The sequence below is a fragment of the Bacillus sp. 22475 genome, assembly GCF_052044835.1.
In the GTDB taxonomy this organism is placed as follows: domain Bacteria; phylum Bacillota; class Bacilli; order Bacillales; family Bacillaceae_G; genus Bacillus_A; species Bacillus_A cereus.
The window spans coordinates 14,193-28,793 of the sequence record NZ_JBQENW010000006.1 but is presented as its reverse complement, the minus strand read 5'-3'; the positions used below and the strand labels follow the sequence as shown (position 1 = coordinate 28,793).

Sequence of the window (14,601 nt, the reverse complement as noted above, 5' to 3'; positions counted from 1 at the left end):
ACTGATATATCCCCCTCCTGCTTTCAAAAACTATAATTTCATTTTGAATAACTGCCAGTTAACTTCGCCTCGATAATATATCTATCTGGTGCATCCCCTATATAATCAAATGGGTAACAAGTTGTCAGTGTTAATATCGGTTCTTCTTTTTTTATAATAACAGTACGATCATCCGCATGAGTAATCCATGTCTTTTGAATTTCATATGTGTACGTTTTATTATCATACTCTAAAACAAGGGTATCCTTTTCTTTCAACTCCCCTAAATCTGTAAATACAGTATCTCGATGTCCACTCAGTACAGTATGTCCCCCTCCAGATGGGGTTGTCGTTAAATTACTAACGAACATACCCACTCCTTTTTTCAAAGTCGTATCATCCGCTCCCCAATATATAGAAAACTTCTTCTTTATTTTTGGTATGTTTAACATCGCTACCTTTTCTCCTTCTTTATGTTCTGTTTGAGAAGAAGGCACTTGAGAAGTTACAGGTGTTTCACGAGAAAGTTGAGTATATTGTATATTTTTAAGACTCTTTATTTCTTCTGCAGTTAATTGCCCGGCAGAGCTTCTTCCTTTATACCATTCCACAGCATAATAGGATCCCATGAATAGCCCTATAGCCATCAATATGATACCGATATAATTGAGTAACTTCATTCTTCATTCCTCCATGCCAAAAATGGTAGGAGTAACCTACCATTTTTAATATATGAAATTATCCCATTCTTTATAGGAAAATATTTTATTTACGCTTTAATCTTATTGCGACGATTCAAACCAAATAATGTACCTACCGCTACAAGACATGCACTTAATCCCATCATTGCTACATTATTTGATGCTGTATTTGGTAATTTTTCACCTTGTACAACTGGCTTTGCTTCTTCTTTTTTAGCTACTTCATTCTTTTGCTCGGCTTTTATCGCTGCTTCTTTTTTGGCCATATCGTTTTTTAACTGTTCTTGCGCTATTCTCTTTTTCTCTTCTTCACTTTTTTTCTCAGCTTTTATTGCTTCTTCTTTTTTAGCCATATCATTTTTTTCTTGTACTTGTGCCGCTTGCTTTTTCTCTACTTCACTTTTTTGCTGTTCCTTAATTGCTTCTTCTTTTTTAGCTTTATCTTGTTGCACTTGCGCTTCTTCCTTTGTTACTGTTCCAGTATCTGCACTCGCTACTGAAGAATATCCTACTGCTAAAAGTGCCATTGCACAAATTGGTAATAGTCTCTTTTTCATTTTCATTCTCTCCTTATATTTTATTCACATCAACTCGCATCGGATGTATTACTAGAATAAGCAAGAGATATAAATATAAAATGCAGATGAAATATATTTCATTTAAAGATTTCATTGTAGCAAAAGAAAAAAACATCGCAATATGTACGATGTTTTTTCGGGTGTGTGTCTCAATTATTTACATGTTACTTTCGCGTGATTTGGAAGTAGAACGGGCCGGAGCGATAACTAATTGTCTCGGCTCAGTTTTCTTGAAGTGATTTTTGACGTTACACTTACGACGTTGAACAACCCACGCTTTAATAGGGTTTGTTAAAATAATCTTTTGCTCTTCGTTAGGGGCCTCTTCTTCAATCTTACAACTCTCGCTCCATTTATTCCATTTCATTGTAAATTTAGAAGAAGAATGATCATCTTCACGATCAAACAAGTGCAAAAAATCCATTTTTCCATCTAGCATTACGGTGTTACTAGTCGCTAAAAAAGAAAAGGTCGTCCAACGTTTCTCCATGCCCTCCTACTCCTTTTTCACATATAGAGTGCCTAAAACTTAATTTACCTAAAATATGCTTGCCTTTTACCTTACACCCATAGTTTATCCAAAATGCTATTATGCAACTATCGATTTGCCTTACAACTACCTTACATTTTTGTAAGAAACAAAAAAACCTTCACTCTATATAATGAAGGTTTCTTACTTTTTATCTATATGATCTCTCATATCATCAAGTCCAGCTTCTTTTAGCTGCGACATCATACCGTGCGAAATTGCTCCTAACACTAAAGTCATTCCAATTAATGAAATACGAATCGCAGGTACATCAATTACGTAAGCCAACAGGCCAAGAACAATTGTTAAAAGTAATGCTTTTATAAATGTTACACTTGTGTACTGTTTCTTCTTCATCATATTCACCCTTTATGGAAGCGTTTTCTTAATACACTTAGTATATCATATCATCAGATGATTTTGGCGTTATCTTTGTAAAAAATTACTATCTCCTTTGACTTTTTCCATTCTATCCTTTACAGTCGAAATGTTCGCAAGTTTTACACTGTAGGAGGATTACAATGAATATTGAAATAAAAGACACTTTAATTTCTGAAGAACAATTACAAGCAAAAGTTAAAGAATTAGCACTTCAAATCGAACGTGATTTTGAAGGAGAAGAAATCGTAGTTATCGCAGTATTAAAAGGTTCATTCGTATTTGCTGCTGATTTAATTCGTCACATCAAAAATGATGTAACAATTGACTTTATTTCTGCATCTAGCTACGGAAATCAAACAGAAACAACAGGAAAAGTGAAACTACTAAAAGATATCGACGTAAACATTACTGGGAAAAACGTAATTGTTGTAGAAGATATTATCGATTCTGGTTTAACACTTCATTTTCTAAAAGACCACTTCTTTATGCATAAACCAAAGGCACTCAAGTTCTGTACATTACTTGATAAGCCAGAACGTCGTAAAGTAGACTTAACAGCTGAGTATGTTGGCTTCCAAATTCCAGACGAATTCATCGTTGGATACGGTATCGACTGTGCGGAAAAATATCGTAACTTACCATTCATTGCTTCAGTTGTAACGGAATAATCGTATAACTTAAAAAATCGATAGTACATAAAATGGTACATAAAATGTATATCGGCGATTTTCAAAATATATCGACCGTAATTCAAATTATATCGGCGATTTTTTAAATATATCGACTTACCGACAATAACTGACAATGTTAGCACCCAATTAATAGGGAGAAGCTGTTCTAAAATACATGGGAACAGCTCCTTTCTTTCCATTTACAAACTACAGGGAGAGATGAAATATGACAAAGAAAAAATTTGAAAAAGTACTCCTCATCGTAAATCCGAAAGCTGGTCAAGGTGACTTACATACAAATTTAACGAAAATCGTACCACCTCTTGCCGCAGCTTTTCCTGATCTACATATCCTTCATACCAAAAAACAAGGTGATGCAACAAAATATTGCCAAGAGTTTGCTAGTAAAGTAGATTTAATTATCGTCTTTGGTGGTGATGGAACAGTATTTGAATGCACAAATGGCTTAGCACCTCTCGAAACTAGACCTACACTTGCAATCATTCCAGGTGGAACTTGCAATGACTTCTCTCGCACACTTGGTGTTCCGCAAAACATTGCAGAAGCAGCAAAACTTATCACAAAGGAACACGTAAAACCAGTTGACGTTGCAAAAGCAAATGAACAACATTTCTTAAACTTCTGGGGCATTGGACTCGTATCTGAAGTATCAAACAATATCGATGCAGAAGAAAAAGCAAAGCTTGGTAAAATCGGTTACTATTTAAGCACAATTCGAACTGTAAAAAATGCTGAAACATTCCCGGTAAAAATTACTTATGACGGACAAGTATATGAAGACGAAGCTGTCCTTGTCATGGTTGGAAATGGTGAATATCTTGGTGGTATTCCATCCTTTATTCCGAACGTAAAATGTGATGATGGAACACTTGATATTTTCGTAGTCAAATCAACAGGTATTCAAGCATTTAAAGATTACATCGGAAAGAAACTATTTGAAGACTCAAATGAAAATGACATCTTCCACGTAAAAGCGAAATCCATTCATATTGAAACGAAAGAAGAAAAAGAAGTAGATACAGATGGAGAAAGCTCGCTTCATACACCTTGTCACATTGAATTATTACCAGGACACTTTACGATGATTTATAATCCTGCGGTTGTGTAATACAAAAACGAGTGCTAGCACTCGTTTTTTTCTCTTCTAATCTAGTTATGTCGTTGAATCATTTCTTGTATTTCTTTAACTCTCTCTAAAGTAATTCCATTTCTTTGTTCGATCGCTAAAGGATGCTCGGTTGGCTCTAATTCAACATACGGTGCCGTTCCAACTTCTCTTATATGTACATTTGTTTTTAAATTTAATGTTTCTGGATAAAATGGTATTTCTACAGATAACCAACCAAAATAAGGATCACTATTTTCTCGGCCTCTCTCATCCCACTTTTTTAATACTTCATCATAACTTTCTTTACTAAGTGATACCCACACAGTCCATATGAAATTTTCGTGGTAATCAATGATAGGAATCTCTAAACAACCTCTAATAAAGTAATGTTCATCGTCCATTACGCAAAGTTCTGATGTTAAATGGAAGCGTTCCTCTCTTTCATGGGGCGCTACCTCGTAATAATAATATGGTGCTTCACTTCCTTAGCATAGAGGTAGTGCAAAACGATGCATTTGTACTTTTTCTCCGGATTTTCTTCTTCTTTTCATTTATTATTCTTTCTCCTATCCTTTTCAGTCACAATCAAACGCTACCCAATTTCTCCAATGCGTGTTAGAATCCTTCTTCACAATAATACTTGGGTCTTTCTTCTCTATTGCAGCGGCTACTGATTGGAAGAATTCATTTTCACTTACTTTTTCGTCTTCAACATGTTTCCATTCTTCCGTTTCATACGCTAGTTCCCAATTACCTTCTAAACCGAACTCTTCTAAAATCTCTTCTTTACTCCACCATAATAATGTTCTAACTTCTTCATTAGTAGCAAGCATACGCATAAAGTATGTTGGATAATGCTCTGTCGTTTGTACTTCTATTCCATTATTTATATAATCCTCTTCTGTAAATTCATATTCAAAATGATGCTCACGAATTTTTAAACTGCCGTTATAAATATTCGGCATAAATTCACCTTCATCATCAAACAACTCATAATTGCCATCATTTAATTGTAAAATGCAATCATCACCCATTGAATGAGTAATTCTATCGCCATATACTTGAATATCATTACATACACCTAATGAACCTACACCAACAAGCTGAAACACCATTAACCAATCCTTAGTATCTTTAAAGAAAAGAGAGAATTTCACTTGCGAAATATCCATATATTCATTATCAAATGCAGGAAATTCATAGTTACTTTGCTTTTTATCTAATAGTTTTAAAATATCTTTTTGCATATGTAGCATCTTCACCTCGATATAAACAAAAATATTTTTTTAATTTCACTAGAGTATAACATAACCATACTTACCTGTGACATTCTAATAACACTACTAAAAAATAGAAGAATGGCTTGTTTGCATACTCTAGTTCTTTTTATGTACAATGAAGAAAAGAAGCACCTTCATATAAGGGAGAGGACAAACTTTGTTCAACCAACAGTTAGTTAATTTACGCATTGATTTTGCATTTAAACAATTGTTTGGTACGAATGGTAGTGAAGATATTCTAATTGCATTTTTAAATGCTATGTTACAAGAGTCTTTAGAGTCGCCCATTGCTTCTCTACAACTAGAAGATCCACATTACACAGGGAATATGAAGAGGATAAGTTATCTATTTTAGACATTTCAGCGACATTAGACACAGGAACAAAAGTTAATGTAGAAATACAACTCAATAATAATCACGATATGGTTAAACGCAGTTTATATTATTGGGGAAGACTATACACATCTCAACTACAAAAAGGGATGCCCTACAGTGCACTTCACAAAACCATCACCATAAACTTACTAAACTTCGTAATGTTTTCGGAACACCCAGCCTTCCATACAACGAGCATATTATGGAATACACAACAAAAAAACTCCTGAGTGAAGACATAGAAATCCACATTATAGAAATTCCAAAGTTAACTGAACAATGGCATGAAGAAAAAGTAAATCCGTGGAAAGATCCATTTGTTCGTTGGCTTTTATTGCTTTCAGCAAATGAGGATGAGCACTTAACTAAACTATTGGAGGATATTGCTATGAACGAAGATCCTATTTTACAAAAAGCGATAAATAAATGGGAACGTATGAGTCAAGATTCTTCTTTCCGGCAAGCCTATGACGCAAGGGAGAAAGTTTTAATGGATGAAGCAGCAAAATTCGCCCATGCAGAGACAGAAGGAATAAAAAGAGGAATGGAACAAGGAATTAAAAAAGGGCTTGAAAAGGGTATTTAAAAAGGCATTCAACAGGGCATTGAAAAAGGTCGAAAAGAAGGAGTCCAACAGGGGAAATTTCAAATGATTAAGAATATGTATGATCTTGGTATACCACTTGAAACGATTGCTAAGGCAAGTAAATTAAGTTTGCATGAGATTGAGCATATTTTAGGACATAAATAGTCATAAAAAAAGAGCTTGAATAGTTTCAAGCTCTTTTTTTATCAACTCTCCTCAATATCATCCAATTGAGTCTTATAACACTCATCACACTCTGGCCTCGTAGGAAGAATCCCTCTTTCATCAGGTAATAAAACCCTCAAAACTTCTCGATCCATCTCTACGAAAGACTTCATAATAATGGGATATCCTTCAATAATATTCGTATACTCAATCCCTTGTTCAAACTTTTTTCCGTTCTTTATTTCTTCTATTATGGAACAAAAAACACTATGCGCGACTTCAGGATCCATATTTAATGTTATTTGTAAATCTTGATGATTAAGGTTCTCTCTTAGACCATTCGTATGATAATTAGCATGGATGCCATCAATATCTTCTGCTAATATGCTATGCATGTACCATCCATACTCTTGTAGCATATTTTCTTCCCATTCATCTGCATCCTCTTCTAAATCTTCATCAAACAAATTCGAATCATACCACACGTCCTCGTAATCTCCAGCAATTAAAAATCTCCAACCAGGTGGTAACCCTAAATACTTCTTTATTTCAGGTGCCCATTCATCAATATGTTGAACGTGTAAAGGAAGAAAGAAATCTTCCTCTGTCCCCATTTCTTCACCAGCCCAAATGTACCAACCTGTCGTTCCGTTTTCTATAGGCATTCGTAACCCATTAATCGGAGCGATACCATCTTTCACATTTTGCGATATTCCTAATTTCAAGTCATTCGGAGATTCTACATACTCTACTTTATATTTGTCACATATACTCATCTGTTCTTTTATGTATTTTTCCATCCTTTTAGCACACTCCAATCCCCATCTATTTCCAATCTATTCTTTCAATCTTCCAAACTAAATTAGCTGGGATATCTTTCTCTAAAAAGGTTAACATCCATACAGTTTTTCCTTTATCGTTCATCAACAGTACTTTATGGTTTAACTTCCAAGCCACTTCACTAACATGATGAAACATCTTATACATATCTTCTTCTTTCATAAGCTTTTCCTTTTTGATTAACCGCCTCGTTCTATACTCTCTTATTTCTAAGTACATGTCAGCATAAGCCACTTCATGCTGACATGTTATACTACATACGTATTTTTTATTCGGACTACTCTTTTTTATATATACGAACTCGTTTCTATAATCCACTTCTAGTATTTTATTCTTCACTTTTTCTAACTCTTCTATATCCCAATCATATTTCACAGCTAAACGCTTCATTTCCGCATGAACGATTTGAAGGGCTAATTCTTTTTTCTCTCTATCTGATAAGTATGGAAAATCCCTCACACTCCCATATTCCGCAAAAGCATTCATATATTCAGGGAAAATTCGATATTTCTTCTCCCACTCATCGAGTAATGAAATATCATCCACACAATGAATCAAAATCCCTTTCTCATAATCCATTCTTAACTTTGGCATATGTCGACAATATAAAGAAGTAATACTGCTCGTCTCTTTACCAAAAGAGATGTCTTCATCGTAGTTGCTTGTAGATGTTAACTGTAATGCCTCTATGTTTCTGGTATGCTCTTTTACTTTTAGAAAACTCAATTGTATATCTCTTATAACCGGCATTTGCTCTCTCCTCTTCGCAATACAACTATGAAATATCTTTGTTAATACGCCTTAATCAATTTCAAGCCAACCCATTCCCATAGAAAGAAATAACAACAGTCCGATTACAAAAAAGAGACCCCCAGTAAAAAAATAGAACGGCACTCCATGCAATGGATCACTAAATAACTCTATCAAATTTCCAGCTACTACTTTCCATTTCTCTTTCTTTGAATTTTTTTCTTTTAATTCTTTTATAAATCGATAATTACTTATACTAATCAAAATAATTCCTATTAATAGGCATCCTACTATGATTAAAATCTCCAAATATAGCACTCCATATGTACATCTATATTTATTTTCGTTTACATACTATTGTTATTCATATTCCATTTTAGCTAATAAACAAACGAAAAAGAACTAGGTGGATTAATGTTTACTTAAAAAGAAAAAGTCCGAAACCATATAAAGTGATTTCGGACTTTTTTTAAAAAAATATTAAATTACATTTCGAACAAAAAGGAGCTGAATTTCCGCTTCTAATTTTCGCATCACATTTTGGACAATATACATATCGTTCTTCTACCTTTTGTCGTTCTATCATATGTAAGGATACTATTTTCATACTGCACATAAATCCAATTAAGATAAGGCTAAAAATGAGTAGCACAACGCTCTCCCTCTCCTATTTTTTCTATATTTACCCATAAAATGAAGGTAATTTTATACTTATAATCCTATCTTACCCTTCATACCGGCAGGAACTTTCTTTACTTCTATTTACTCATAAACGTGATTCTTTTTTGTCTATATAAATAAAGAATACCTGTAATAATAAAAACCATCCCGCCAAAATACACACCATACTCTATCGCAACTGCTACAATCTTTTCAATATGTTGTCCAAAGAAAGAACCTAATACGAAATAAACGAGTGTCCAAACAAATCCTGTCGTATAAGAATACAATGCATACGTCTTAAATGACATGTTATTCATTCCAACTAAATACGGCACGATATGTCTTACAACTGGTATGAAATAGCTTGTAACTAACGCGTACTGTCCGTATTTATCAACCATTTCTTGTGATTTTATTAAATACTTCGCTTTTTTCTTTTTCATCAATTTATGGAGTACCTTCGTGCCAAATACTTTCCCTAATATATATCCTAAAGAAAGCCCTGATACAACACCTAAATATGTTAATACAAATGAAGGAACAACACTTAATATCCCTACTGAAGATACGAAACCACCACTCATAACAATCATTTCATCTGGAATTGGCATTCCGATAATACCTAACCATAAACAAAAAAATAGTGCCCAATAACCGTACTGCTCGATATAGGATAATAATTCATGTAATTCCATTATGCATACGCTCTCCTTAGTTCTTTTTTGCAACTAAAGACGTAGGCTGGCGGGAAATTGAGCCATACTTTTTCTAGTGTAATTTCAGGGAAGAAATGCTGTATAAATCCTTTTTTCACAAGTGAATATTGAAATGTAATGAATTCACCATTCTCATGTATCGCTTCCATCGCATTATTTAAAATGCGCTTTGAAACTTCTTCTGGTAAAGAAGTGAAAGGCAACCCTGATAAAACGTAATCAATGCATTCTATATTGAGCTCCTCCATATACTTCTTTATATTTTCAGCTGAACCGTGTACAACAATGACATTCTGCTCATCTTTAAATTTTCTTTTTAATTCTTTGAAAAATACTTCATTAATTTCAATAAGAAGAAATATTGTTTCCTTCTTTTTTCTCTTCATAATCTCTTTCGTAAAAACCCCTGTGCCAGGCCCTAACTCTACAATACATTTCGCTTTATTAAAATCAATTACATCGACCATTTTCTTTGCTAATATTTTTGAACTTGGCGTAATTGCACCAGTATGTTTTGGATGCTTTATAAATTCATGTAAAAATGTAATGAGCTGCATGTAAACCTCTCCTCATTCGTTCGATAGTTTTTAACTTGTGTCTAAGTATAACTATCGTTTCTTAATAAAAATTGAGGAAGTTTCTTAAGATTTTATGAAGAATAAAAAAACAGCTATCGCGTGTAGCGATAGCTGCCCCTTATTACTTCGCACTCACGATCTTATAATAAGAACGAACCGTTAAGAAGTAATATCCAATATAAATAGCGCCGTATACTCCGATACTAATTAGAAGCGGAATCATAATTTCAAATGGTAATATATTTGATAAACCTTTTAGTGCAAATAGGCTGTGTAAAATACCAATTACTAACGGAATAGCAAAGATAAAGCTCACTTGTTTTGCGATAGCTCTCTTCATCTCTTGCTTCGTTACACCAATTTTATGAAGAACAACGTAACGATCATGGTCAGCACTTGCTTCTGTTAATTGTTTAAAGTAAATGATTGAGCCTGTTGCTAATAGGAATACTAATCCTAAGAATAACCCAATAAACATCATTAAGCCTGTTGTTTCAAGCCCCATTTGGAATCCTGTATAGAAATCGTTAAATGGTTTTAAAACTTCTGATTCTCCAGCTGGCATAATGCTTGCTAATTTTGCTGTTAACTCTTTACTATTTCGCTCACCTTTTACATCAATATTTTTTACAGTACGCGTTTCGTTTACTTGTTTCACTTGCTCATATGTTTTATCAGGAACGATTACAAATAGTTCATTTAGATTTGTAAGGCTTCTATTATTTACACCTTTAATTTTTAATTCTTTTGACTCGTTTCCAACAGGGAATACAGCTGTATTTCCTGTATAAAGAGGACCAAAATCAAGTTTCTCAATATATAAGCTATCATATACGAAAGCTTCATTCGCACTTAAATTTACAGGTTCTACATCTAAATGTTTCACAAGTGTATTAAAGTTTGATTGAGAAATAAGCTGGTACTGATTCGTAACATTATAGTGTGTGTTCAGAACTTGATCAGCTCTTTCACCTTTAAATGTTCCCTTCACAGGAATCATTTCAACTTCTGATTCATATGTGACTGGGTGATTATTCTTCTCTCCAGCAAGTATTTCATTTACTTTTTTATCTAATGCTGCATCTTTTTTCTCATAGGAATAACTATACGGCGCAGCAACTTTTGATTGCGTAAATGTGTTGTAATACATCGTAACTGACGTACCAACCGCTGTTAATGTTACCGCACTTAAAATAGAAATTGTCGCAAGTGATTTTGCATTTCCTTTAATACGATATAGTAGCTGTGACGTCGTTACCATATTCATACCGTTATAAAACGATGATTTATTATTTCTTGCACGTTTCAATACAAATACTGTGAAGAACATGAACAGTAAATAAGTCCCTGCTACTGTCGCTAATAAAATATATAATGCAACGACCATAAAGTCTGCATACATAACTGCTTTCATGTACATTAATGCTAAAAAATAACCTGAACCGATTAAGAAAACTGAAATTAATGCCATAATGACAGATCCTTTTGGCATTGCTTCTCCTTCACGTTCTGCACGGAAAAGTTCAATTAACTTAAAGCGATAAATTAAACGATATCCTTGAAGTGATGTATATAAAATAATCACAAAGAAAATAATTGCTGTATCAATAATGGCAGCCATCGGTACTTCAAAATGAACGTTTAAATTTAATCCCATCATATTTACTAATAACTCAAGGAATAATTTTGAAAGGACACTACCGATCGCAATCCCAATTACTAATGACATTAATCCCATTAACATATTTTCATAAAAGAGCATTTTACCAATTTGTCTTTTACGAATACCTAATAACGAATATAAGCCAACTTCTTTTTTACGTTTACGTGTAAAGAATCCGTTCGAATATATAATGAACACTGCTACGAAAATGATAAGCATCACACTTGAAACTTGGAACGCTCCGCTAATTTTTTTTGAAGCTTCTGCTGCTTTTTCCATTTGTGAATTATATTGCAGTGCTTTAAATGTAAAATAAATAACAATACTAAAAATCATAGATGCGAAATATACAAAGTAGTCTTTAAAGTTCCGCTGTATGTTGCGGAGGGCAATGCTAGATAAGGTCATCAGCCATACCTCCAGAAATAGAAGACATTACGTCAACAATTTTTTGGAAGAACTGTTTACGCGTTGATTCACCACGGTGCAATTCTTTATATAGTTCACCATCTTTGATGAAAATAACTCGTTTACAATAACTTGCTGCAAATGCATCATGCGTTACCATTAAAATTGTTGAGTTATCATATTCATTTAATGACTTCATACTTTCAAGTAAATCTGTTGCAGATTTAGAATCAAGCGCTCCAGTTGGCTCGTCCCCGAAAATCATACTTGGATTCGTAACGATTGCACGTGATGCTGCGCAGCGCTGCTTCTGTCCACCAGATACTTGATATGGGAACTGACTTAAAATATGATCAATGCCAAATTTCTTTGAGATTTCAAGAACGCGGCGATCAATCTCACTCGCTTTCACCTTTGATAACGCAAGTGGTAAAGCGATATTCTCTTTCACTGTTAACGTATCTAATAAGTTATAATCTTGGAAAATGAAACCTAAATGATCGCGGCGGAATAACGCTAACTTATCATCATTCATTTTCACAATATCTTTTCCATCAATTAAAATTTCACCGTTCGTCGCATTATCAATTGTAGAAAGAACATTTAGTAAAGTTGTCTTACCAGAACCAGAAGGTCCCATAATTCCAACGAACTCACCTTCTTTTACTTGTAAGTTAATACCTTTTAACGCTGCAAATTTATTACCACCCGTGTCATATACTTTTTCAATATTTTTTGCTTCTAATACTGTTTTCATCTCGACATCCCTCATTTCTTCTATTCTCTATTTTCAACTATATACACTCTCTACTCTTGCCACTATCGATGTTTCTTACACAAACATGACAGTTATGTAAGGCACATAAGTAAAGAAATCAAAAAGTTAACGTAATGAATTAAAGTACTTTGTTACTATAACATTGGGATATCATACCATCCATTCATTCTCCTTACAGGAACATTACAATTTTGTAAGGTAAAAAATGCACCTACAAAGTTGTGCACGAAATGTCGGATGGAGCTATTTCGTTCCTGCTATTCTATGTACAGAGGAGGTCATAATATGGATTCACTTAAAAATATGAATGCTGCAATGCAGTATATCGAAAACAACCTTACACATGAAATTGATTTTAAAGAAGTCGCAAAAATAGCTTACTGCTCCGAATATCATTTCAAGAGAATGTTTTCTTTTTTAGCTGGCATATCACTATCAGAATATATTCGCTGTAGACGTCTTACTCTCGCTGCCTTTGAACTAAAAAACAGCAATGTAAAAGTCATTGATTTGGCTATAAAATATGGCTACAACTCACCAGATTCATTCGCTCGTGCATTTCAAAACTTGCACGGTATAACACCTTCAGAGGCCCGAAATAGTAGCCATTCTTTGAAGGCTTATTCACCAATGACCTTCCAATTATCCATTCAAGGAGGAAATGAAATGAATTATCGAATTGAAGAAAAAGAGCCATTTCAAATTATAGGTATTACAAAACGAGTACCAATCATTTTTAATGGTGTAAATGAAAAAATTGCTTCTATGTGGAAAAGTTTAAACCCAGAGTCTATTCAAACATTAAAGTCCCTTTCAAACATTGAACCTACTGGAATTATTAGTGCTTCTACTAATTTTTCTGAAGGAAGAATGGAGGAAAAAGGAGAACTCGATCATTATATTGGAGTAGCCACAACAAAGGATTGTCCAGAGCAGTTTAAACAACTCGAAGTCGCAGCTTCAACATGGGCTATATTCGAAGCTGTCGGCCCATTTCCTGATGCACTACAAAATGTATGGGGGCGTATTTATTCTGAATGGTTCCCTTCTTCGAACTATGAACTAGCGGAAGGATCAGAGATATTGTGGAATGAACAGAAAGATATATCTTCTCCAAACTTTAAAAGTGAAATTTGGATACCGGTTTTGAAGAAGTGAAAAAATAAAGCTGCTCTTCCCTAAAAGGAAAAGCAGCTTTATTTACATTTTCAACTCTTCTTTATAAATACTATATGACTTTATTGTTGATACGATAATGCATATTAATATGATTCCAATCCCTATAAAAATATTAAATGGATCTGGAAGCAAAGCCCCGGCATATATACAAAGTGAACCTATTACAAATACCCTCGAAGCAAATCTATGTGTTTTCCTCCAAACTACAGGATTTTCTAATGTCCAGTCCATTCGAATGCCTACTAACCCGTTCGGCTTCGTTTGTTGCATGTAATTACCTAGTACAAGAAACAATGTTCCAAGTCCAAAATTAAATGCAATTGAGCCCGATGCAATATAATTAGACGCTGCTAATAGTGCAAATAAGTTACAACCGAATCCTATTAAAAGAATTGCATAATGGATTGCGGAAAGGACTTTGGATTGCCGTGTAGACTTATCTTTTATGAATCCCAAAACTAGCCATATCATATAGAGCACTATCATACTACCTATCGAGAATGAACTTGCTTCTATTTTAGAAAAATACCCATCTACTACTCCTGCTGCATTATAATGGCGTGGAATTTGTTCTGGTAAATATGGCCATACAATATACCATCCAATTGCAATGCCAATAATTAAACTCCATGGTAATACGTGTCTTTTCAT

The 14,601-nt window shown here is 34.0% G+C and carries 17 protein-coding genes and 2 pseudogenes; 4 read left to right on the top strand and 15 right to left on the bottom strand.

Features of this window, described 5'->3' with window-relative positions:
* Nucleotides 1-38: 38 nt before the first annotated feature.
* The 4 genes from ACTJJY_RS11730 to ACTJJY_RS11715 all read right to left on the bottom strand — a co-directional run bounded on the left by ACTJJY_RS11730 (nucleotide 39) and on the right by ACTJJY_RS11715 (nucleotide 2,147).
* Complete coding sequence (locus tag ACTJJY_RS11730; RefSeq protein ID WP_000771598.1) at nucleotides 39-659, bottom strand: class D sortase; 621 nt, start codon at nucleotides 657-659, stop codon at nucleotides 39-41.
* A gap of 89 nt (nucleotides 660-748) precedes the next feature.
* A complete protein-coding gene (locus ACTJJY_RS11725) occupies nucleotides 749-1,237 on the bottom strand; it encodes an LPXTG cell wall anchor domain-containing protein (protein ID WP_440605567.1) in 489 nt (162 codons plus the stop codon).
* A 178-nt stretch (nucleotides 1,238-1,415) separates the two neighbouring features.
* A complete protein-coding gene (locus tag ACTJJY_RS11720) occupies nucleotides 1,416-1,748 on the bottom strand; it encodes a hypothetical protein (RefSeq protein WP_058839673.1) in 333 nt (110 codons plus the stop codon).
* A gap of 183 nt (nucleotides 1,749-1,931) precedes the next feature.
* Complete coding sequence (locus tag ACTJJY_RS11715; protein WP_002001286.1) at nucleotides 1,932-2,147, bottom strand: hypothetical protein; 216 nt, start codon at nucleotides 2,145-2,147, stop codon at nucleotides 1,932-1,934.
* A 161-nt stretch (nucleotides 2,148-2,308) separates the two neighbouring features.
* Here ACTJJY_RS11715 and hpt point away from each other — a divergent pair, with 161 nt between their 5' ends.
* Both hpt and ACTJJY_RS11705 read left to right on the top strand, forming a co-directional pair.
* Nucleotides 2,309-2,836 carry a hypoxanthine phosphoribosyltransferase gene (gene hpt, locus ACTJJY_RS11710; protein ID WP_001019295.1) on the top strand — a complete coding sequence of 176 codons (528 nt, stop codon included), beginning with the start codon at nucleotides 2,309-2,311 and terminating at the stop codon, nucleotides 2,834-2,836.
* Nucleotides 2,837-3,065: 229 nt separating this feature from the next.
* Entirely contained in the window at nucleotides 3,066-3,968 is a 903-nt protein-coding gene (locus ACTJJY_RS11705) for a diacylglycerol/lipid kinase family protein (RefSeq protein WP_023523237.1), read from the top strand.
* A gap of 41 nt (nucleotides 3,969-4,009) precedes the next feature.
* On the opposite strand, the pseudogene ACTJJY_RS11700 reads toward ACTJJY_RS11705, so the two are convergent.
* Together ACTJJY_RS11700 and ACTJJY_RS11695 are read right to left on the bottom strand one after the other, a co-directional pair.
* A pseudogene (locus ACTJJY_RS11700) lies at nucleotides 4,010-4,519 on the bottom strand (DUF2199 domain-containing protein).
* Between the two features lie 24 nt (nucleotides 4,520-4,543).
* Nucleotides 4,544-5,215, bottom strand: a complete 672-nt coding sequence (locus ACTJJY_RS11695) for a DUF7003 family protein (RefSeq protein ID WP_440605566.1) — start codon at nucleotides 5,213-5,215, stop codon at nucleotides 4,544-4,546.
* Between the two features lie 190 nt (nucleotides 5,216-5,405).
* On the opposite strand from ACTJJY_RS11695, the pseudogene ACTJJY_RS11690 reads away from it, so the two are divergent.
* A pseudogene (locus tag ACTJJY_RS11690) lies at nucleotides 5,406-6,375 on the top strand (Rpn family recombination-promoting nuclease/putative transposase).
* A 41-nt stretch (nucleotides 6,376-6,416) separates the two neighbouring features.
* Here ACTJJY_RS11690 and ACTJJY_RS11685 read toward each other — a convergent pair.
* From ACTJJY_RS11685 to ACTJJY_RS11650, 8 genes are all read right to left on the bottom strand, one after another.
* A complete protein-coding gene (locus tag ACTJJY_RS11685) occupies nucleotides 6,417-7,175 on the bottom strand; it encodes a DUF4262 domain-containing protein (RefSeq protein ID WP_440605565.1) in 759 nt (252 codons plus the stop codon).
* Between the two features lie 25 nt (nucleotides 7,176-7,200).
* The gene (locus ACTJJY_RS11680) at nucleotides 7,201-7,965 is read right to left on the bottom strand and encodes a hypothetical protein (RefSeq protein WP_440605564.1); all 765 of its coding nucleotides are present in this window, start codon (nucleotides 7,963-7,965) and stop codon (nucleotides 7,201-7,203) included.
* 51 nt (nucleotides 7,966-8,016) lie between these two features.
* A complete protein-coding gene (locus ACTJJY_RS11675) occupies nucleotides 8,017-8,274 on the bottom strand; it encodes a hypothetical protein (protein ID WP_440605563.1) in 258 nt (85 codons plus the stop codon).
* Between the two features lie 160 nt (nucleotides 8,275-8,434).
* Entirely contained in the window at nucleotides 8,435-8,617 is a 183-nt protein-coding gene (locus tag ACTJJY_RS11670) for a hypothetical protein (RefSeq protein ID WP_106823741.1), read from the bottom strand.
* A 106-nt stretch (nucleotides 8,618-8,723) separates the two neighbouring features.
* Nucleotides 8,724-9,323, bottom strand: coding sequence for a DedA family protein (locus tag ACTJJY_RS11665; protein WP_440605562.1), 600 nt, complete (start codon nucleotides 9,321-9,323; stop codon nucleotides 8,724-8,726).
* A complete protein-coding gene (locus ACTJJY_RS11660) occupies nucleotides 9,323-9,901 on the bottom strand; it encodes a class I SAM-dependent methyltransferase (protein WP_440605561.1) in 579 nt (192 codons plus the stop codon). Before ACTJJY_RS11660 ends, ACTJJY_RS11665 begins: the two co-directional genes overlap by 1 nt.
* 142 nt (nucleotides 9,902-10,043) lie before the next feature.
* Nucleotides 10,044-11,993, bottom strand: coding sequence for an ABC transporter permease (locus tag ACTJJY_RS11655; protein ID WP_440605560.1), 1,950 nt, complete (start codon nucleotides 11,991-11,993; stop codon nucleotides 10,044-10,046).
* Nucleotides 11,980-12,750: an ABC transporter ATP-binding protein gene (locus ACTJJY_RS11650; RefSeq protein WP_000859655.1), complete on the bottom strand. Its 771-nt coding sequence runs from the start codon at nucleotides 12,748-12,750 to the stop codon at nucleotides 11,980-11,982. Before ACTJJY_RS11650 ends, ACTJJY_RS11655 begins: the two co-directional genes overlap by 14 nt.
* Before the next feature lie 306 nt (nucleotides 12,751-13,056).
* On the opposite strand from ACTJJY_RS11650, the gene ACTJJY_RS11645 reads away from it, so the two are divergent.
* Complete coding sequence (locus tag ACTJJY_RS11645; RefSeq protein WP_440605559.1) at nucleotides 13,057-13,929, top strand: AraC family transcriptional regulator; 873 nt, start codon at nucleotides 13,057-13,059, stop codon at nucleotides 13,927-13,929.
* 42 nt (nucleotides 13,930-13,971) lie between these two features.
* On the opposite strand, the gene ACTJJY_RS11640 is transcribed toward ACTJJY_RS11645, so the two are convergent.
* Nucleotides 13,972-14,601 (bottom strand): SdpI family protein, encoded by a 630-nt coding sequence (locus ACTJJY_RS11640; protein ID WP_440605558.1) that lies wholly within the window; start codon nucleotides 14,599-14,601, stop codon nucleotides 13,972-13,974.

Excerpts from the sequence above, each read along its gene's own strand:
- ACTJJY_RS11715 (WP_002001286.1), bottom strand. The coding sequence starts at position 2,147 with ATGATGAAGAAGAAACAGTACACAAGTGTAACATTTATAAAAGCATTA.
- ACTJJY_RS11705 (WP_023523237.1), top strand. The coding sequence starts at position 3,066 with ATGACAAAGAAAAAATTTGAAAAAGTACTCCTCATCGTAAATCCGAAA.
- ACTJJY_RS11655 (WP_440605560.1), bottom strand. The coding sequence starts at position 11,993 with ATGACCTTATCTAGCATTGCCCTCCGCAACATACAGCGGAACTTTAAA.
- ACTJJY_RS11725 (WP_440605567.1), bottom strand. The coding sequence starts at position 1,237 with ATGAAAAAGAGACTATTACCAATTTGTGCAATGGCACTTTTAGCAGTA.
- ACTJJY_RS11695 (WP_440605566.1), bottom strand. The coding sequence starts at position 5,215 with ATGCAAAAAGATATTTTAAAACTATTAGATAAAAAGCAAAGTAACTAT.
- ACTJJY_RS11640 (WP_440605558.1), bottom strand. The coding sequence starts at position 14,601 with ATGAAAAGACACGTATTACCATGGAGTTTAATTATTGGCATTGCAATT.
- hpt (WP_001019295.1), top strand. The coding sequence starts at position 2,309 with ATGAATATTGAAATAAAAGACACTTTAATTTCTGAAGAACAATTACAA.
- ACTJJY_RS11660 (WP_440605561.1), bottom strand. The coding sequence starts at position 9,901 with ATGCAGCTCATTACATTTTTACATGAATTTATAAAGCATCCAAAACAT.
- ACTJJY_RS11665 (WP_440605562.1), bottom strand. The coding sequence starts at position 9,323 with ATGGAATTACATGAATTATTATCCTATATCGAGCAGTACGGTTATTGG.
- ACTJJY_RS11650 (WP_000859655.1), bottom strand. The coding sequence starts at position 12,750 with ATGAAAACAGTATTAGAAGCAAAAAATATTGAAAAAGTATATGACACG.
- ACTJJY_RS11645 (WP_440605559.1), top strand. The coding sequence starts at position 13,057 with ATGGATTCACTTAAAAATATGAATGCTGCAATGCAGTATATCGAAAAC.
- ACTJJY_RS11720 (WP_058839673.1), bottom strand. The coding sequence starts at position 1,748 with ATGGAGAAACGTTGGACGACCTTTTCTTTTTTAGCGACTAGTAACACC.
- ACTJJY_RS11685 (WP_440605565.1), bottom strand. The coding sequence starts at position 7,175 with ATGGAAAAATACATAAAAGAACAGATGAGTATATGTGACAAATATAAA.
- ACTJJY_RS11730 (WP_000771598.1), bottom strand. The coding sequence starts at position 659 with ATGAAGTTACTCAATTATATCGGTATCATATTGATGGCTATAGGGCTA.
- ACTJJY_RS11680 (WP_440605564.1), bottom strand. The coding sequence starts at position 7,965 with ATGCCGGTTATAAGAGATATACAATTGAGTTTTCTAAAAGTAAAAGAG.